The following is a 19531-nucleotide window of genomic DNA, read 5'->3' on the forward strand; positions in this document are numbered from 1 at the left end:
CATAAAAGAATTAAGGCAAAATTAAAGGGTATGAGCCCAGTACAATACCGGGCTCATACCCTAGAGGCTGCCTAATGAAACGACCTGTCTAACTTTCGGGGGTCACTTCATAACAGAAGAATGGCTCTTTTTCTTATTGATAAATCTCTTTATATTTCTTATACTCCGCTTCAGAACATAGTACGAAATGTCCTGGGCGAATTTCACGCATTGTTGGCACTTCGCTACCGTAATCATGCTGCGATGGATCATATACGATACGTTTACGATTGCGCTCATAATCTGGATCTGGAAGTGGAATCGCTGATAATAGTGATTTCGTATATGGATGAATTGGATTCGCATATAATTCATCACTTGTTGTTAACTCAACGATTTGGCCACGATACATTACACCAATACGGTCACTAATGTATTTTACCATTGATAAATCATGGGCGATGAATAAGTATGTTAAACCTTTTTCTTTTTGTAGCTTTTTCAGTAAGTTTACAACTTGCGCCTGAATCGATACGTCCAGTGCTGAGATCGGCTCATCGGCAATGATAAATTCTGGGTCTACAGCAAGCGCTCGAGCAATACCGATACGCTGACGTTGTCCACCTGAGAATTCGTGTGGGAAACGGTTTGCGTGCTCTTTATTTAAACCAACTGTGTTTAATAGTTCATGAACACGGTCCATGCGCTCTTTTTTACTTTTCGCTAATCCGTGAATATCAATACCTTCTGCGATAATATCCCCTACTGTCATACGAGGATTTAATGATGCGTATGGATCTTGGAAAATCATTTGCATTTTACGGTTGAATTTCTTCAGTTCTGCGCGTGATTTCTTACCATGTACATTTTCACCATCGAACAATACTTCACCAGCAGTTGCATCATATAAACGAATAATTGTTCTTCCAGTTGTCGATTTACCACAACCCGATTCTCCTACAAGACCAAATGTTTCTCCGCGGTAAATATCAAATGAAATATCATTAACCGCTTTGACAACACCACCACTCACGTCGAAGTGCTGCTTTACATTTTTTACTTCAATTAATTTCTCACGTTGTTTAGTCATGTTGTTCACCTGCTTTCATTTGAAGAATGCGTCTTTCAACGACTGCCGGCGGTTTTACTTCTGGAGCTTGCTCGTGAAGTAACCAAGTTGCCGCATAGTGTGTATCACTTACTTTAAATAAAGGTGGGTCCATTTCAAAGTCAATTTTCAGTGCCTGTGGGTTACGTGGTGCAAAAGCATCTCCCTTCGGCGGCTTCAATAAATCTGGAGGCGTTCCAGGGATTGCATATAACTCTTCTTCTGAACCATCTAAACTTGGCATAGATGCGATTAAACCCCAAGTATATGGATGTTTCGGATTGTAGAAAATTTCATCTACAGTTCCAATTTCAACAACTTTACCAGCGTACATAACTGCCACTCGGTCCGCAACGTTTGCTACTACACCTAAGTCATGCGTAATAAAAATGATTGCTGCTTCTGTTTTTTGCTGAATGTCTTTCATAAGTTCTAAAATTTGCGCCTGAATCGTAACGTCTAGCGCTGTTGTCGGCTCATCGGCAATTAATAATTTCGGGTTACAAGCTAACGCCATCGCAATAACTACACGCTGTCTCATACCACCTGAGAATTGGTGAGGATATTGTTTTAAACGAGCTTCTGGATTTGGAATACCTACAAGGTCAATTAATTCTAAAGCAACTTTACGTGCATCTGCTTTACTCATCCCTTGGTGTTTAATTAGACCTTCCATAATTTGATTTCCAATTGTCATCGTTGGATTTAATGATGTCATTGGATCTTGGAAAATCATCGCAATATCTTTACCGCGTACTTGCTGCATTTCTTTTTCTGTTAATTTTGTTAAGTCACGACCTTCAAATACGATTTCACCATTTTTAATGCGTCCAGGAGGATTCGGAATTAATCCCATTAACGCTTTAGAAGTAACTGATTTCCCTGAACCAGATTCTCCTACAATCGCCAATGTTTCTCCTTTTTTCAAATCAAAAGTAACGCCGCGTACAGCTTGTACTTCACCTGCATGTGTATCAAAGGAGACTTGTAAATCTTTTACCTCTAACAATGTTTTCATCTTTGCCTCTCCCCTCTTTTACTTACGCATTTTTGGATCTAACGCGTCGCGTAATCCGTCTGCCATTAAGTTAAATGCTAAAATTAATATACTGATGACAACCGCAGGGATGAACATCATATGCGGATACGTTTGAATAGATTTATAACCATCATTTACAAGAGAACCTAGTGACGCAAATGGTGGCTGAATCCCTAAACCGATGAAACTTAAGAACGCTTCACCAAACACCGCTGATGGAATTGTAAACATTGTCATTACGATAATAGGTCCCATTACGTTTGGAATTAAATGTTTCACAATTAATTGTGTATTTGTTGCACCTAATGTACGAGATGCTAATACATATTCTTGGTTTTTTAACTTTAAGATTTGTCCACGAACAATTCGCGACATCCCTATCCAACCTGTAATCGCCATCGCGAGTGTAATTGACCAAATACCAGATCCCATAATGATTACCATTAAAATAACGATGATTAAGTATGGAATACCGTTAATAATCTCCATAATACGTTGCATAATATTATCTACTCTACCGCCGTAGAATGCTGAAATACCTCCGTATGCAACCCCAATTACTAAGTCAATTGCTGCCGCTAAAAGAGCGATATATAATGATACGCGTGTACCTTCCCATGTTCTTGTCCATAAGTCACGGCCAAGATCATCTGTACCAAACCAGAAGTACTCTTTAATATCACGTTTTTCATACTGGTCAACACCATATTGATCTGTACCGTCAAATGGTAACCAATGAACATTTTCAATAACTGGAATTTTTGGTGGTAATTTCGCACGACCTAAATCTTGCTCTTTATACGAATGTTTACTTACCGTCGGTCCAAAAATCGCTAATAGCGCAATGATAACTAATAATACAAGTCCAAGCATCGCACCTTTATGTTGGAATAAACGTCTTCTTACATCTTGCCAAAACGTTAAGCTTGGACGGGCAATGACTTCATTATCAACATTATTTTGATTGGCTTGTTGAAATAAATCTGGAGATAATTTTTGTGCATCTTTCATCATTTTTTCCCTCCCGCTAAACGAATACGAGGATCAATAATTCCGTATAAAATATCGACAATGAAAATAACTAAAATGAAAATCGCACTATAGAAAATCGTAGTTCCCATAATAACTGTATAGTCATTTAAAGTAATCGATTTAACGAATTGTTCCCCAAGTCCTGGTACAGCATAAATTTGCTCGATAACAAGTGTTCCTGTAATTAATGCCGCAACCATTGGTCCTAAAATTGTTACAACTGGAATTAACGCGTTACGAAGTGCATGTTTAACAATAATAACGCCTTGGCTAATTCCTTTCGCTTTCGCTGTTAAAATGTAATCGGCTTGCATAACTTCAATTAACTCTGCACGAGAGAAACGTGCGATTGTTGCGATAACTCCCATCGATAATGCAATTGTAGGCATTACAGTAAACTCTGGCCCTTTCCAGAATGCTACTGGGAACCAGCCAAGTTTTACCCCTACGAAATATTGCAGTAATGCGGCAAATACGAATGATGGTACCGACATTCCGAGTACCGAAATAACTGTTGCACTATAATCTACCCACGTATTATTACGAAGTGCGGCAACAATACCCAAAATTAAACCGATAAATGTTCCTAATATAATCGCTTGTAAACCTAATTGGGCTGATGGTCCAATACGATCCACAATCATGTCTGTTACTGGGCGGTTATCATATTGGAATGATACCCCTAAATCACCTTTTGCTAAGTTACCTAAGTAACGTGCGTATTGAACTGGTACCGGATCATTCAATCCGTATTTTTCAAGAATGATTTCTTTTTGTGCCGGTGATAGCTTCTCCTGGTTTTTAAGCGGAGAACCCGGAAGTAATTTCATCAAAAAGAAAGTCAGTGTAGTAATTAAAAATAATGTCAAAGCCATGTACACGAAACGTTTTAATACATAACGTCCCATAGTCAAGCACCTCCCCGTTTTTCTCAAAAGCAATAAGATAGTTTAAAATATTCTTACTTTTATTTTTTTAAAATAAGAGCATATGCCCATCATAAGCATATACCCTTGTAAACGATGGAAAAAAAAGATTATTTTTGTTCAATAGATGCCCATTTGTAAGTTAATTTACCACCATAGTTAATTGGGATAATATCTTTTACGGCACCTTTTACTACATACGCTGAACCTTTTTGGAAGATTGGAGTGATAACTGCATCCTCTTTAATTAACATCTTCTCTACTTCTAGAAGGTTGTCCCAGCGAGCTTGTAAATCTTTTGTATCTGTTTTAGCTTTTAGGATTAACTCATCATATCTCTGATTAGAATACCCTGTTTTATTTTGAGAACCATTCGTAACAAACATATCTAAATATGAGATTGGATCTGGGAAATCTGGTCCCCAAATACCAAACGCAATATCATATTGCTGAGAATCTTCTAATTTATTTTTTTGTGCGAATGGTTGCTGTTTAATTTTAATTGATAAACCTGGTAAGTTCTTTTCCATCTCACCTTTTAAGAATTCCCCAACTTTTTTAGCATCTTCATTATCAAAGTTTAAGAATTCTAGTTCGATTTTATCAGTTCCAAGCTCTTTCTTCGCTGTTTCCCAAAGCTTTTTCGCTTCTTTTGGATTTGTTTCAACTAGCTTTCCATTTTCAGCTCGGAAATCCTTTTTATTCGGACCTTCAGCGAAATCTTTTCCAACAAAGCCGTAAGCTCCAATTGCACCGTTATTTAAAATAACTTTTGCAATGTTATCACGGTCAAAGGACATTGAAATTGCTTTTCTTAAGTTTTTATTACTTAAGTACTGATTACTTTGATTAAATCTTAAGTAAGCAACCCCTGCTTCTTTTCTTGTTTGGAACTCTGGGCTTTTTCTAAACTTATCAACAAATTCAGACGTTAAAGCCGCTCGATCAATCGCGTTTGTCTCATATAAATTTACATCAGTTGCTGTATTTTTTACAATATTAAAGTTGATTTCTTCGATTTTAACCGTTTTATTATCCCAATATGAAGGATTCTTCTTGAATTGGAAACTTTGTTCATGTTTCCAATCACTCATAACGAATGGACCGTTATATAATGTTGTATTTGCCTCTAAACCAAATTTATCACCTTGTACTTTTACAAAGTTTTCATTTAGTGGGTAAAATACTGGATAAACTGTTAAATCGATAAAGTAAGGAACGGGATTGTCTAATTCTACTTCTAATGTATAATCATCAATAGCTTTTACACCTAATTGGTCAGCAGGTAATTCTTTTTTATGAATTTTCTCTGCATTTTTAATATCGAACATAATGTACGAATACGTTGCTTTTGTATCTGGATTTACTGCTCTTTTCCATGAATACACAAAGTCTTTAGCTGTTACAGGTTCCCCATTCGACCATTTCGCATCTCTTCTTAATTTAAATATGTATTTCTTCCCATCATCTAGCTTTTCGACATCTTCTGCAACTCCAGGCATTCTCTTTTGATCTTTGCCAATACGATATAAACCTTCCATCGTATTATTTAATGCTGTAGAAGATGAAGAATCAGATGCTAATGATGCATCCATTGACGGAATTTCAGATAACTCTGTTAAATTAAGAATCTGTTTTCCGTTACTACTACTCGTAGCGTTCTCTTTCCCTTTTGCTTTTGCGTCATCTTTTTGGTAGCTACACGCGCTAAGCAACATACTTGCAGTTAAAGTTGATGCAAGTAATAACGGTATCTTTTTCTTCATGTTGTGTTGCCTCCCCTAATTGCACTTCCTGTACCCTCACTTGTTAAAAAGTAGAATTGAAAGAATAATCTCCAAGTTTCTACAATTTTCATTATACATATAATAAGACGATTGTGAATATAGTTTTTTGTTTTTTTGTTAAAATTTTTAATAAAATATTTATATTTTTAATTTTTCGTAAAGGGATACATTAACATTGCTACCATCATCTTAAAATCAGACCTTTAATTGCGTATAATTTTCAAAAAATTAATCCTAGTACATATTATAGCTTTTATAGTATAATAATTCTAGTAATATTTTGACGGAGGGGAATATTTTGAATAAAGTTTTTTTTCATACTTGTATACTAATTTTTATAGCGATGATTGCTTCTAGTATTGCTGCATTCCTCATTTCATCTCAATTTTTGTTGAACTTTGTCAACATCTCGTTTTATATCGCGCTATTTTTTATTCTGATAGGTGGTTTTTTATTCATATTTCAAAATGGGTTTTTCAATGTAACTCTATATGCTTTCCAGAGAGTATTTGGTACGAACAAAAAGATTGACTCTTTAATTGAAGAAGTCGAGGAACCTACAGATAAAAAAGAACGTATTTATAAAACATATTCATTCAAATGGACATATCCGATTTGTATTACAGGTATCGTTCTTGGGTTGTTCTCGACCCTCATTAGCTTTACTATTTTGATGTAGTTTGCAAACACTATCCCATATGATATAATAATCAGCAAAACATTTTGTTATAAAACTTTAGTTCTTTCATATTAAAAGAGCTCAAGTAACAATAAATAAATTTATATGTATGCGATGATAAAGAAGAGTACATATTGAGGCAATTTCAGAGAGCTTGTGGTTGGTGTGAACAAGTAATTGTACAGTATGGAATGGGCTTTTGAGCACCAAACCGAACCGAAAGTAGTAGGCTTTGGCGTTATATCCTAACGTTATTATGGATTAGAGAGATTTCACAGTAGTGAAATAATTAGGGTGGTACCGCGGTCCATTCGTCCCTATAGTTTTTGGGATGAATGGGCTTTTTTGTTTGCCTTCTCTTCCCCACATCACACATTCAATTTTAGGAGGAATTACTTATGTCAGTTATCTTTTCTGGTATTCAGCCAAGTGGAACGATTACACTTGGAAACTATTTAGGAGCAATGAAGCAGTTTACAGAGCTTCAAAATGAACACGACTGTTATTTCTGTATTGTAAACCAACATGCGATTACAGTGCCTCAAGATCCCGTCGGGCTTCGTAAAAACATCCGCAGTCTTGCTGCACTTTATGTGGCATGCGGCATCGATCCTGAAAAAGCTACTTTATTTGTACAGTCAGAAGTACCAGCACACGCTCAACTAGGATGGATTATGCAATCTGTTGCTTACGTTGGAGAATTAGAGCGTATGACGCAATATAAAGATAAAGCTTCTGGTAGAGATTCAGTTCCAGCTGGATTACTTACGTATCCACCATTAATGGCTGCTGATATTTTACTTTACAACACTGAAATCGTGCCGGTTGGTGATGACCAAAAGCAACATATCGAATTAACACGTGACTTAGCAGAGCGTTTCAACAAACGTTACCGCGAAATCTTCACAATGCCTGAAATTCGTATTCCAAAAGTAGGAGCTCGCGTTATGTCATTAACAGAACCTACGAAAAAAATGAGTAAATCTGATCCAAATCCAAAATCAATGATCAGTATGCTTGATGAGCCAAAAACAATTGAAAAGAAAATTAAGAGTGCTGTAACTGACTCTGAAGGTATCGTGAAATTTGATAAGGAAAACAAACCTGGTATCTCTAATTTATTAACAATCTACTCTTCATTCTCCGGAAAAACAGTTGAAGAAATTGAAGCAATGTACGAAGGAAAAGGATACGGCGACTTCAAAGGCGACCTAGCGCAAGTAGTCGTAGAAGCAATTCGTCCAATCCAAGACAAATATAACGAACTAATCAATTCACCAGAACTAGACGAAATTCTAGACAAAGGTGCAGAAAAAGCAAACCGCGTTGCATTCAAACAACTACGCAAAGTAGAAAACGCAATGGGACTAAGCAGAAAACGTAGGTAACATATAAAGCGGAGGCAGCTCGTTCAGCTCTGACTGGCTAAGGTTCTTTCGCATAGAAGACGCTTTTTGTCTTCTTATGCGGAAGAACCTTAGACACGAAGAGCTTGCTGCCGGAGCTGGATTTCATATAAAGCGGAAGCGGCTCGCTTAGAATGTGAGGGGGATGGAGCTCCTGACGTAGAGGCGCTTTTTGCCTCGCAGGAAGGCGCGAAGCCACCGAACATTCTTGCCGCTGGAGCTGGATTACAACAAATTAAAAAAACCGCCAATCGGCGGTTTTTTTAATTTACCTTTTGCTCATTTTCCATTTCCCATAACTTTTCAAAAAATGGCTGTCCTTTTACAAGACGCTCACATAATTGTTCATGTTTCTCAGACCAGCCAGCTTTCGCTTCATCATACAGTCTAGCCCAAATATCCTCGAACTCCATATGTTGAACCGTTCCATATGCTGATGGATCCCACTCTGTGTACCAATAGCGAATCTCTGCTGTATTTTTCGTTGTATGTAATTGATCTAACGCCATAAATAATAATTGTTTTAGCTGTCTTTCTTTACGAGTCAAGCCATTCATAATGAAAGGCGATGGTGATAAAATGTGATGTTCTTTTTCTGTTTCTTCTACTTGGAACTCATACTTTTCTGCTTTTACGTTTTCTACCATCTCATATACCATCTGCTCTTGGCGTGGTATAAGTCTGCTTTTACGAATTGGTACATTGTAACCAATTGTGTCAATCGCAATAATTCCTTTTCCATCTGTAACAACAAAGCAATACTCTTGCTGCAAACGTTCATGATTTTTACGAATATAAGCCTTATGATGTACGTCTTCCAGCATTTTTTGCGGAAGCTCTAACAATTCGTTCTCGATGTAATGATATAATGTGGCATCTACTTTTAATAATGGCACTTGATCTAATAGCTCAATCGTATCATCTTTCCGCCATTCGTAAAAATGACAAACGTTATACCCATTTTCTTCACCTTCAAACCAATTTACCCATACATCATGTAGATATAACATTCACTACCCCTCACTTCACTACTGTTTGTACCAATCATTATGTTCATTTTTGCTTAACTTTATTCCACTTGAGGAAATATATTCTAATTATTATTTTTTCTTCTATTAATAATAAAAAAACAGGAAATAGAACTCCTGTTTTTTATATATGAAATGCATTTGCTTTATTCAATATTTCTTTTGCATCTATAGATAATAAAGAAAGTGTATCTTCTCCTTCCAAAGTTACACAATCTTTGACAATATGAAATCCAAGCGCATAGCCAAGCATCTTCGGATAAGAGTGAAAGCCATTTAATACGATGTCATGTTCCCTTGTTCCTCGTTTTATACTTATTCTTTCATGTACAACATTTTTCCAATAATAAATAGCTTCTTCTTTTGAAAGATACGCCGTCCACGGTGCATTGTTTTTTTCTGTATACCTTTCTGTTACTGCCTGCTCAGCTAGCCCTTCCATAATCATCGTATCAAGTAATGTATATTCTGTTTCTTTCATCTCAATTTGATGTAACCTGCATATGTGATGATATTCATGCGCCAATAACACTTTTAATTCTTCTACCGAATTCCGCCCACATACGAATAAGAAAATAACATGACGCATAGATAATCCAGCCCTACCGTTATACTCTTCTTGTACAGTTCGATTATAGGAATCTGATAATAAAATAAAGACAGGGACATCTGGACCTTTTAACCAATTTTTCAGTTTATCATACTCCAGGCTCAATTCTTTCCAAATTTCCTTTTCCTCTAATTCTTTAATTTCCTTTTCTCCGCGCATGATTGGGCGATACATCCCTTTTGAAATTAAAAAGCGATACAATCTTTCTTTTGGCAACGGAATATACTTCGTAAATTTCTCACAAAGTTTTTCTGGCCGCCCATAATATAAATGTAGCCATTCAGCTGTTTCAACAATCCCCATCTTTATCCCTCCTTTTTTCTTATGTATATGCTACAGGAGAAAAAGGCGTAAAAATAAATAAGGAGTTTTTTCGCAATATATTACGAAAAAACTCCTTATTTCATCTATTATTTATACGATTTAAATACTAACACTGCGTTATGACCACCGAATCCTAATGAGTTACTTAATACTGCATTTACTTCTTGGTGTCTCGCTTGATTCGGTACGTAATCTAAGTCACATTCTGGATCTGGTGTCTCATAGTTAATTGTTGGAGGAATTACTCCGTCTGTAATTGATTTAATAGAGAAAATCGCTTCAACAGCACCAGCTGCTCCTAATAAGTGACCTGTCATTGATTTCGTTGAGCTAATCGCTACTTTATACGCGTGCTCACCGAAAGTTTCTTTAATTGCCATCGTTTCATATTTTTCATTCGCATCCGTACTTGTACCATGCGCATTAATGTAATCAATATCTTCTGGCTGTAGGCCTGCATCAGCTAAAGCTTGACGCATTGCACGCACTCCGCCTTCACCACCAGGAGCAGGCATTGTAATATGGAACGCATCTCCAGTTGCACCATAACCAGCAATTTCCGCGTAAATGTGAGCACCGCGCGCTAATGCGTGCTCTAATTCTTCAAGAATTAGAATACCTGAACCTTCACCCATTACGAAACCGCTACGGTTTTTATCAAATGGACGGCAAGCCGTTGCTGGATCTTCATTAAATGTTAATGCTTTCGCTGAGCTAAATCCTGCGAATGCCATACTTGTTAGCGGCGCTTCTGCTCCGCCTGTAATCATTGCATCAGCATCACCACGCTGAATTGCTTTAAATGCATCACCAATTGAGTTTGCACCAGATGCACAAGCCGTCACAGAACAAGTGTTAATTCCTTTTGCTCCTGTTGCGATTGATACTTGACCTGCTGCCATATCTGGAATCATCATCGGCACGAAGAATGGGCTCACGCGGCGTGGGCCTTTCTCAGTAAAAATCTTAAATTGTTCTTCGTATGTTTCCATACCGCCAATACCAGATCCAATCCATACACCAATTCGAGGTCCATTTTCTTCTGTAATTTCAAGCTTTGCGTCTGCAACTGCCATTTTCGCTGCTGCCACTGCATATTGTGTAAAGCGATCCATACGGCGCGCTTCTTTTTTATCAATATATTTCTCGACTTCAAAGTCGTTAATTTCCGCTGCTACTTTTGCTGGAAATAGTTCTGGATCAATTCTTGTAAGTCGCCCAATTCCAGATACACCCTTTTTAATGTTTTCCCATGCTGTTTCAACATCTGTTCCGACCGGTGTAACAGCCCCTAGTCCTGTAATTACGACCCTCTTTTTTTCCATACAAAATACACTCCTTTTTTCTCTCAGTCCTTATTTACCCCAACGAAGAGCAACTGCTCCCCATGTTAATCCGCCACCAAAACCAACAAGTATAATTAAATCACCGTCTTGAATACGTCCGTTTTGCAATTCCTCTACCATTGCAATCGGAATTGAAGAAGCTGATGTATTACCGAACTTCTCAATTGTCATACTCATTTTTTCTTGTGGTAAATTTAACCTCTCTCTTGCAGATTCCATAATACGAATGTTTGCTTGATGCGGTACTAAGAAATCCACATCTTCTTTCGTAAGACCAGCTTTATCTAAAACGCGAAGACAAGAATCACCAAGTTGACGAACGGCAAATTTAAACACTTCTCTGCCATTCATCATAACATACTCGTCTTGATAAAGATGCTTGCCGCCACTTCCGTCTGCTCCTAATTCAAAAGATAGAACACCTTTACCTTCTGAAACAGCTCCCATTACGATAGCACCGGCTCCGTCTCCAAATAATACTGCTGTATTTCGATCGTTCCAGTCTACAATTTTAGATAGTTTATCACTACCAACTACTAATACATTTTTATAAGTTCCCGTTTGAATAAATTGCTGCGCTGTAATCATTCCGTACATAAAACCAGCACATGCTGCACCTACATCCATTGCAGCTGCCTGTTTCGCTCCAATCGCTTCTTGAATTACACAAGCAACTGCTGGAAAAGCACGATCTGGTGTTACTGTTGCTACTAAAATAAGGTCGATATCCTCTCCGTTAATTCCTGCATCTTCAAGTGCTTTTTTAGAAGCCTCTACGGCCATATATGAAGTATCTATTGTATCATCGGCAATGCGTCTTTCTGCAATTCCCGTTCTCGTACGAATCCATTCATCGGATGTTTCCATTATTTTCTCTAAATCGTGATTTGTGACTACTTTTTCTGGCACATATCTTCCGATCCCTAAAATGCCCACGTTCACATCGCAGCCCTCCGTTTTATATCAATTATTATGACTTGGTACTAATTTTAAAACATAAATGTATTTTTGTCTAGAATATATTTCGCATAAAACAGAAAGCTAACGCATTATTCACGTTATTTTTCATTAAAAGAAACAGAAACATACCTCTCAAATATAAAAAGACTCAAACCGCTTCTATTCACGGTTCGGGCCTCTCTTCCATCTTAAAAAGATGCTTTTTATTCTTTATCTGCTTTCCCAAGCTCATAAGCTTCATTCATAACTTTCATTAACAACTCTAACACCGGCTGTGCCTTCTCCATATCAAGTGCAATTCCATTATCATCTAAAATTGCCTTTGCTTCCGGTAAATGCTTCATTGCGATTTGTAAAAACTGCATGCTTTTTTCGTTCATATTATGCTCTTCCTCTCCATTAAAACTTTCACATACAATAGTGTAACACGCGTGCTACTCTTCGTATAACTCTTTATATTTTTTCATGTGTGCCAGTTGCTTATTTAAACCATATTCTAACGGAGTATTTCTTTTTATCGAAATTACTTCGATAGCCTCATCTCTTACTTCGTTATTATTTTGATTTACTTTATCATCCGCGCGTAAAAGATTCATACCTTTTTCCCATAATGACTGTTTACCACTAAGTAAATTGTATATACCAAGATGCGCCCCGCTCGTTCCATGTTCCCATAAGTATTCACATACATCTTCAATGTAAAGTAAATCACTTCCTTTTTCCTCACTCGTACAACGGCACTCTTTCTCGTCTAATTCTGATAAAATGAGCTGATGATACATCATAAAAGATGGTTGCCACGGTCCATATAATGTAGGAACTCGAAATACACTATATTGTAAATTCCCTTTCTTCAATCCTTCTTCTACTTTCAAAAATAGGCGCTTATTTTCTGATTCATCTGTACTACCTACTTCAATAGAAGAAATTAAATTTAACTTCACTTTTTGTTCTTCACACATTCTTATGATTCGCTTTAAATATTGTAATATGACTCTTTCATTCCGAAATCCACTTTGCTGATTTGGCTCATATAAGCAAAAGTAAACAGTATCGAAGCTCTCTTCCTCTACTGATCTCCATCCATCTTCATCTCTTATCGAATAATACGTAAATAATGCATTTCGCCCAATTAATAATAACTTCTCTTCATTAATTTTGGTCATACTATCGAATTCATCAAAATCAAGACCATATACTTCCACTTCTTCTTCAATCATTTTATTTACAAGGTGATAACCTACAAACGTAAGTGCACCTATTATCAGCACGCGTTCCATACCACCAACCCTTTCCCTCTGAAACAAATAGCTCCTCATTTATGTATATGGGAGCTTCACAATTCTTCTTCATATTTTTTAAAGAAATCGGTCGTTTGCCTAACCATTTTATATTTCACATCTTGCAGATGGAACAAGACAGAAGTATCACATTGATTGAATTGCCTCATTTTCTCATATTTACGCAATTGCTGTTTTCTTCCTCTTTTTTCTTGGGTTGATACGAAAACTTTGACCGGTACACAAGATGGAAGAAGCGTAAATGATTTCTTATTTATTTTTGATTCTAATTCTTCTTCTTTGGCATCATACGCCAAACTTAATTCCTTCACGAGTCTCTTGTAAAAAAACTTATGCTCTTTTTCAAACTCCACATATTCTGGTAAATCTAAACACGGATTTAACATAATGACAGAGCGTATACACTCAGGGTATTTGTTCATCATTTCGAGTGCTACAAGTGCTCCCATACCATCTGCCATAATGTGCATTTTCGCATTCAATGTCTCTTTTCTCAACACAACGTCATATAAACGTTTTGCTAGACGAACAGATTGGTCGTTTCCCCAATGTCTTCCGTATAAATTAGAAGAAAAGACCGTGTAGCCTTGCTCAATAAGGCCATGTAAAAAATAAGATCTACCCGCATGCTGTGTCCATAAACTTGTACCATTCTCAATAAAGTAGTTATAATCACCGAGGAGCATAACAGAAAATCCATTTGGCTTCTCCGGTAAATAAATGACACATGGTTCTTTTTCTAAGTAAAAAAAACGTTCCGTAATACTCATTTTTCCCCCGCCTTATTTTCTAAACATATAAAACCACTCTTTTATAATGTATGAACGGAATGCAAATTTGCGTTGAAAAATCTACAAATATTTTTCTATATTCTTTTTTCAATTGTGTTACAATAAGGACAGATTGAACGAATAGAGGTGTAAAATATGCGTTTCATTTGGGCATTAATTTGGTCGTTCTTACTTGTACATATGATGAGCTATGTAATCGGCTCTATGACTGGCGGTACATACGACTTTAACCAAGCGTCTATTTTCTCAGTTGTTCTTGCTGTGTTAGTACTAGCAATTTCAGCTGTAATTCCAAACGAGCCAGTAGAACAACACTAAAAAAAGAGTCCGGATTTTATCCGAACTCTTTTTTATTTTTATTTCACATGAACGACTAGTTCGTTATTTTCTACATCAACAACTACGTGACTATTGTCAGTAATTGTTCCTGCAATTAATTCTCGTGCTAATTTCGTTTCCACTTGACGTTGTACGTATCGTTTTAATGGACGAGCTCCGTACATTGGGTCGAAACCAGCTTCTACAACAAATTCATTTGCTGCATCTGTTAATTCTACTGTAATGTGACGGTCAGCTAGACGACCTTGTAGTTCTTTTACAATTTTATCAACAATGCCTTTAATTTCATTCGTTGTAAGAGGTTTGAATAAAATAATTTCATCAACACGGTTTAAAAATTCAGGGCGGAAATGTCCTCTTAATTGCCCCATTACAAGGTCTCTTGATTCCTCTTTAATCGAACCATTTTCTTCTAATCCATCTAGTAAATGAGCAGATCCAATATTTGAAGTCATAATAATAACTGTATTTTTAAAGTCCACTGTACGACCTTGCGAATCTGTAATGCGTCCATCATCTAACATTTGTAATAAAATGTTGAATACTTCTGGATGTGCTTTTTCAATTTCATCTAATAAAACAACGGAATATGGTTTACGTCTTACCGCTTCTGTTAATTGACCACCTTCTTCATATCCTACATATCCAGGAGGCGCACCAATTAAGCGTGACACTGCGTGTTTCTCCATATACTCAGACATGTCAATGCGAATCATTTGCTCTTCACTATCGAATAAAGACTGTGCTAACGTTTTTGCAAGTTCTGTTTTACCAACACCTGTTGGTCCTAAGAAGATGAAAGAACCAATCGGGCGGTTCGGATCTTTAATACCAGCGCGAGCACGAAGAACCGCGTCTGACACTAAGCTTACTGCTTCCTCTTGTCCAATGACACGCTCTGATAAGATTTGCTCTAAGCGTAATAATTTCTCGCGTTCGCCTTCAACAAGTTTAGCAACAGGAATACCAGTCCAGCGTGAAACAATATCTGCAATTTCTTCTTCACTTACTTCCTCACGTAATAAACGATTTTCTTGTTTATTATGCGCACCCATTTCTTCCGCTTCTTTTAACTCTTTTTCAATTGCTGGAATTTTCCCGTGACGAAGTTCGGCTGCTTTATTTAAATCGTAATTACCTTCTGCTTCTTCTAATTCACGGCGCAGACGTTCTAAATGTTCACGTAAGTCACGAACTTTGTGAATGTCTTCTTTTTCTTTCTCCCATTTCGCTCTCATACCACTTGCAACTTCTTTTAAATCCGATAATTCATGTTGCAATGTTTTTAGACGCTCTTGGCTACCACGATCCGTTTCTTTTCCAAGAGCCGCTTCTTCAATTTCCAGCTGCATAATGCGGCGCGTTACTTCATCTAATTCTGTTGGCATAGAATCGATTTCTGTACGAATTGTTGCACACGCTTCGTCAACAAGGTCAATCGCTTTATCAGGTAAGAAGCGATCTGAAATATATCGATCTGATAAAACTGATGCTGCTACAATCGCACGGTCATGAATATTTACACCGTGATAAATTTCAAAGCGTTCTTTTAATCCACGTAAAATTGAGATTGTATCTTCAACAGTTGGTTCTTCTGCTAATACTTGTTGGAAACGTCTTTCTAACGCTGGATCTTTTTCAATATATTTGCGATATTCATCGAGCGTCGTCGCTCCAATACAATGCAGTTCACCACGCGCAAGCATCGGTTTTAACATATTTCCTGCATCCATCGCACCTTCTGTTTTACCAGCTCCAACTATTGTATGAAGTTCATCAATGAATAATAAAATGCGTCCTTCACTCTTTTTTATTTCATTTAATACAGCCTGCAGACGCTCTTCGAACTCACCACGGAATTTCGCACCAGCTACGAGCGCACTCATATCTAACGCAAAAATCGTTCTATCTTTCAATCCTTCAGGTACATCCTTTTTCACAATACGCTGTGCTAGCCCTTCAACGATTGCTGTTTTACCAACACCTGGCTCCCCAATTAAAACAGGATTGTTTTTCGTTTTACGTGAAAGAATACGGATTACACGTCGAATTTCACTATCCCGTCCGATTACAGGATCAATTTTCCCTGCTCTCACTTCCGCTACTAAATCACGACCATATTTTTCTAACGCCTCATAAGTTGCTTCTGGATTTTGACTAGTCACTCTTTGATTCCCCCGAACTGTCATTAAAGACTGTAATAAGTTATCTTTCGTAATATGCAATCTTGTAAATAATTGATTTATATCGCCTTTTTCTTCAGAAAAAGCAAGCAATACATGTTCTACTGAAATATAATCATCCTGCAGTTTTTCTGCCTCTTTCCCTGCTCTTACAAGCAGTTGTTGCAGAGCGCTCGTTACATACAGTTTTCCAACTTCTGCACCGCTCCCCGTTACAGAAGGTTTCTTTTTAATTAAACTTTCTGCACCTTGCTTTATTGCTTCTATATCAACATTCATTTTTTGAAATATACGTACTGCTAATCCATCTTGCTCTTCTAATAATGCAAGTAATAGATGAACAGTATCCACCTCTTGGTGATGATGAGATACCGCTAAAGATTGGGCACTCATAATCGCCTCTTGTGTTTTTGTTGTCATTTGATTTAAGTCCATCTTTACAGCCCTCCAAAAGTTTGACTTTCTTTGACCTTTGATTTGATTATACGCCAACTGACTTTTTTATACAATAATTTTGATTATGTATTTTCAAACTTATTATTGGAAAAAGAAAAAGAGAGCATTCATTATACTGCTAAAAAAATACGGTAAATGAAATTACAATGTGTGACGACAAAAAAGCCGCAATAACGATTGCGGCTCCTGTTACGGTTTTCTTTTATATGTCCACTGGCGGTTATGATTCGTGTTATCCGGAAACTTTTCACCGGCAGTTAATTTCACCATTTGCGGATCTTTCACCATACTTCCCGTTTCACCAATTTCTACGTAAATGCCATCATTCGGCGCTTTTTGTCCAGAACGAAACCTGCGATTTTGTCCCATCTTCATTCTCCTTCCATGACGTCTTGCCTCATTAGTATATCCATTTTAAAAGAAAGCTTTTCTGTCATGTTTAGGAAACAGTACTACATCTCATTCTTGTACATATATATGAATGACACGAGCGTAAGCAGGGATTTCTTTCCTACTTGTAGAAAAAAAGAAACCAACCTACTCTAGGCTAGTTTCAAAGGAGAGTCAAACATATACGAGAAGATTACATATTCATTATATGCCTCATTATACGAGCAATGTAACCCTTTTCACAATTTGTACATAATGAAAGAAACATTGTTTGAACTTTCTAAAAAGATGTTGACTTCTCTTGATTTCCAACGATAAATAGTAGACACCACAGCACTTTGAGACGTAAGATGGATATATAGTGAAATTTCCATCTATGGTGATTTCACCAAGTCTAACCTCTTATTTCTGCATATTAAAAACGGAAATACAGATAGATACAAAAAAATTATTATAAGAGGTGAAATTATGAACAAACAACATTTAATCGCATTAGACTTAGACGGTACTTTATTAACAGACAACAAAATAATTTCCACTCGAACGAAACATACAATTGCAAAAGCAAAGGAACAGGGACATATTGTTGTTATTTCAACAGGACGTCCATTCCGTGCTAGTTATGATTACTATAAAGAACTTGCTCTTAACACACCTATCGTAAACTTTAACGGTGCTTACGTACATCATCCTCTTGATTCAAGCTGGGGAACACACCACTCTCCTCTTGAGCTAGCAACAGCGCAAGAAATTGTACGAGCTTGCTTTGATTTCGGCGTAAAAAATATATACGCGGAAGTAATGGACGATGTGTATGTTCGTGAAATTGATGAAGATAAAAAACATATTTTCGAATTCGGCTCTCCTAAGATTTTTACGGGAGACTTATTAAATATTTTAAACGATCATCCAACTTGCTTATTAATTGATGCACATGACGAGCATTCCACTGCAATTCGTCAACATTTAACGGATATGCATGCGGAAGTAATCGACCATAGAAAATGGGGCGCACCTTGGCCGATTATTGAAATTGTGAAAAGTGGATTAAATAAAGCAGTTGGATTACAAAAAATCTCTAGTCATTACAACATTCCACAAGAGCGAATTATCGCTTTCGGTGATGAAGATAATGATTTTGAAATGATTGAATTTGCTGGTCACGGCATTGCAATGGGAAATGCCATCCCTGAATTAAAATCACTCGCAAACCATACGACGTTAACGAACGAAGAAGATGGTATTGCTTTATATTTAGAAGAGGTTCTTGGGTTGTAATCTAAAAATTCCCTACTTATAGTTTCCTGCCAAATGTCCATACTATAAGTAGACGCATGAGACATCGCGTCGATTGTTTTCAGCTAAATAAAGGGGGTTTTTCGAATGGGTAAAAAGAACAAATCAAAACGTTTTATCCAACAAGGAGCCGATGCTGTTATGAAGCATGATGCAAGATTCCCGTACAGAGGTACATTAGCTGAGGCAGAAAAAGCAAGAAGTAACTCTTCTTTTGGAGGGGTTTAAATGGGGAACTTACTATTCCAACAAGCTAGAGATGCTGTTGAAAATGCCGTATCTTGTTCAAGCGGTACTGAGCAACAAGATCTCGTGTATAGAGCAAAAAATGCTTTGCAATCCGCTTACGCAAACTCTTCAACTGCTGAAAAAGTTCAGCTCCGTGAAATGCAAGAGCAATTGCAAAACATTACGAATTTACATTAAAAAAGAGGACCAACTTGGTCATCTCCCTGTCAAGTAGACAGTAATAAAAAGAGTATTATGCCACGGCCTTTTCCCGATATTCTATCGGGGAAAGGCCGTGAAGTTTTTCTTGGAATCTTTCTGTA

Annotated in this window: 21 protein-coding genes and 1 other annotated feature; of the genes, 6 read left to right on the forward strand and 15 right to left on the reverse strand. The window is 37.0% G+C overall.

Features of this window, described 5'->3' with window-relative positions:
- Window positions 1-133: 133 nt before the first annotated feature.
- The 5 genes from MR143_RS31585 to MR143_RS31605 all read right to left on the reverse strand — a co-directional run bounded on the left by MR143_RS31585 (window position 134) and on the right by MR143_RS31605 (window position 5850).
- Complete coding sequence (locus tag MR143_RS31585; RefSeq protein ID WP_000166347.1) at window positions 134-1069, reverse strand: ABC transporter ATP-binding protein; 936 nt, start codon at window positions 1067-1069, stop codon at window positions 134-136.
- Entirely contained in the window at window positions 1062-2105 is a 1044-nt protein-coding gene (locus MR143_RS31590; RefSeq protein ID WP_000854347.1) for an ABC transporter ATP-binding protein, read from the reverse strand. The genes MR143_RS31585 and MR143_RS31590 overlap by 8 nt, the downstream gene beginning before the upstream one ends.
- 18 nt (window positions 2106-2123) lie before the next feature.
- Window positions 2124-3140 carry an oligopeptide ABC transporter permease gene (gene opp3C, locus MR143_RS31595; RefSeq protein ID WP_242281268.1) on the reverse strand — a complete coding sequence of 339 codons (1017 nt, stop codon included), beginning with the start codon at window positions 3138-3140 and terminating at the stop codon, window positions 2124-2126.
- Window positions 3137-4066 (reverse strand): oligopeptide ABC transporter permease, encoded by a 930-nt coding sequence (gene opp3b / locus MR143_RS31600; RefSeq protein WP_000534167.1) that lies wholly within the window; start codon window positions 4064-4066, stop codon window positions 3137-3139. Before opp3b ends, opp3C begins: the two co-directional genes overlap by 4 nt.
- A gap of 128 nt (window positions 4067-4194) precedes the next feature.
- Window positions 4195-5850, reverse strand: coding sequence for a peptide ABC transporter substrate-binding protein (locus MR143_RS31605; protein WP_000727222.1), 1656 nt, complete (start codon window positions 5848-5850; stop codon window positions 4195-4197).
- Between the two features lie 319 nt (window positions 5851-6169).
- Between MR143_RS31605 and MR143_RS31610 the strand changes: the two genes are divergently transcribed.
- Window positions 6170-6550 (forward strand): DUF3899 domain-containing protein, encoded by a 381-nt coding sequence (locus tag MR143_RS31610; protein WP_001044996.1) that lies wholly within the window; start codon window positions 6170-6172, stop codon window positions 6548-6550.
- Between the two features lie 105 nt (window positions 6551-6655).
- Window positions 6656-6872, forward strand: a binding site (T-box leader).
- A 76-nt stretch (window positions 6873-6948) separates the two neighbouring features.
- Window positions 6949-7938 (forward strand): tryptophan--tRNA ligase, encoded by a 990-nt coding sequence (gene trpS, locus MR143_RS31615; protein WP_000110982.1) that lies wholly within the window; start codon window positions 6949-6951, stop codon window positions 7936-7938.
- A 281-nt stretch (window positions 7939-8219) separates the two neighbouring features.
- Here trpS and MR143_RS31620 read toward each other — a convergent pair whose 3' ends face one another.
- The 7 genes from MR143_RS31620 to MR143_RS31650 form a co-directional block, all read right to left on the reverse strand.
- The gene (locus tag MR143_RS31620; protein WP_000966124.1) at window positions 8220-8966 is read right to left on the reverse strand and encodes a YjbA family protein; all 747 of its coding nucleotides are present in this window, start codon (window positions 8964-8966) and stop codon (window positions 8220-8222) included.
- A gap of 142 nt (window positions 8967-9108) precedes the next feature.
- On the reverse strand, window positions 9109-9897 hold the full coding sequence (locus MR143_RS31625; RefSeq protein WP_199717712.1) for a DUF2268 domain-containing putative Zn-dependent protease: 789 nt from the start codon (window positions 9895-9897) through the stop codon (window positions 9109-9111).
- A 107-nt stretch (window positions 9898-10004) separates the two neighbouring features.
- Window positions 10005-11243: a beta-ketoacyl-ACP synthase II gene (fabF, locus tag MR143_RS31630; protein ID WP_000412656.1), complete on the reverse strand. Its 1239-nt coding sequence runs from the start codon at window positions 11241-11243 to the stop codon at window positions 10005-10007.
- A gap of 30 nt (window positions 11244-11273) precedes the next feature.
- Window positions 11274-12206: a beta-ketoacyl-ACP synthase III gene (fabH, locus tag MR143_RS31635; protein WP_001100544.1), complete on the reverse strand. Its 933-nt coding sequence runs from the start codon at window positions 12204-12206 to the stop codon at window positions 11274-11276.
- A 221-nt stretch (window positions 12207-12427) separates the two neighbouring features.
- The gene (locus MR143_RS31640; protein WP_001986215.1) at window positions 12428-12604 is read right to left on the reverse strand and encodes a ComZ family protein; all 177 of its coding nucleotides are present in this window, start codon (window positions 12602-12604) and stop codon (window positions 12428-12430) included.
- A 54-nt stretch (window positions 12605-12658) separates the two neighbouring features.
- Window positions 12659-13531: an NAD-dependent epimerase/dehydratase family protein gene (locus tag MR143_RS31645; protein ID WP_002163889.1), complete on the reverse strand. Its 873-nt coding sequence runs from the start codon at window positions 13529-13531 to the stop codon at window positions 12659-12661.
- Between the two features lie 29 nt (window positions 13532-13560).
- Window positions 13561-14295, reverse strand: coding sequence for a lipase family protein (locus MR143_RS31650; protein WP_000028713.1), 735 nt, complete (start codon window positions 14293-14295; stop codon window positions 13561-13563).
- A gap of 156 nt (window positions 14296-14451) precedes the next feature.
- Between MR143_RS31650 and MR143_RS31655 the strand changes: the two genes are divergently transcribed.
- Window positions 14452-14634 (forward strand): YjzD family protein, encoded by a 183-nt coding sequence (locus MR143_RS31655; protein ID WP_199717713.1) that lies wholly within the window; start codon window positions 14452-14454, stop codon window positions 14632-14634.
- Window positions 14635-14672: 38 nt separating this feature from the next.
- Here the strand turns inward: MR143_RS31655 and clpB are convergent, their stop codons facing one another.
- Both clpB and MR143_RS31665 read right to left on the reverse strand, forming a co-directional pair.
- Entirely contained in the window at window positions 14673-17273 is a 2601-nt protein-coding gene (clpB, locus tag MR143_RS31660) for an ATP-dependent chaperone ClpB (RefSeq protein WP_089149408.1), read from the reverse strand.
- 210 nt (window positions 17274-17483) lie between these two features.
- A complete protein-coding gene (locus MR143_RS31665; protein ID WP_000531421.1) occupies window positions 17484-17663 on the reverse strand; it encodes a YjzC family protein in 180 nt (59 codons plus the stop codon).
- 489 nt (window positions 17664-18152) lie between these two features.
- Between MR143_RS31665 and MR143_RS31670 the strand changes: the two genes are divergently transcribed.
- From MR143_RS31670 to MR143_RS31680, 3 genes are all read left to right on the forward strand, one after another.
- On the forward strand, window positions 18153-18962 hold the full coding sequence (locus tag MR143_RS31670) for a Cof-type HAD-IIB family hydrolase (RefSeq protein ID WP_001041231.1): 810 nt from the start codon (window positions 18153-18155) through the stop codon (window positions 18960-18962).
- Window positions 18963-19067: 105 nt separating this feature from the next.
- Complete coding sequence (locus tag MR143_RS31675) at window positions 19068-19208, forward strand: hypothetical protein (protein WP_000516816.1); 141 nt, start codon at window positions 19068-19070, stop codon at window positions 19206-19208.
- A complete protein-coding gene (locus MR143_RS31680) occupies window positions 19209-19406 on the forward strand; it encodes a DUF3813 domain-containing protein (protein WP_000527407.1) in 198 nt (65 codons plus the stop codon). It begins immediately after the preceding gene.
- Window positions 19407-19461: 55 nt separating this feature from the next.
- Here MR143_RS31680 and MR143_RS33630 read toward each other — a convergent pair.
- Window positions 19462-19531, reverse strand: a 70-nt coding sequence (locus tag MR143_RS33630; RefSeq protein ID WP_325782447.1) for an IS3 family transposase, incomplete at its 5' end; no start/stop codon positions are given.

The sequence above is a fragment of the Bacillus cereus group sp. BfR-BA-01347 genome (genome assembly GCF_022663835.1).
GTDB lineage: Bacteria > Bacillota > Bacilli > Bacillales > Bacillaceae_G > Bacillus_A > Bacillus_A thuringiensis_K.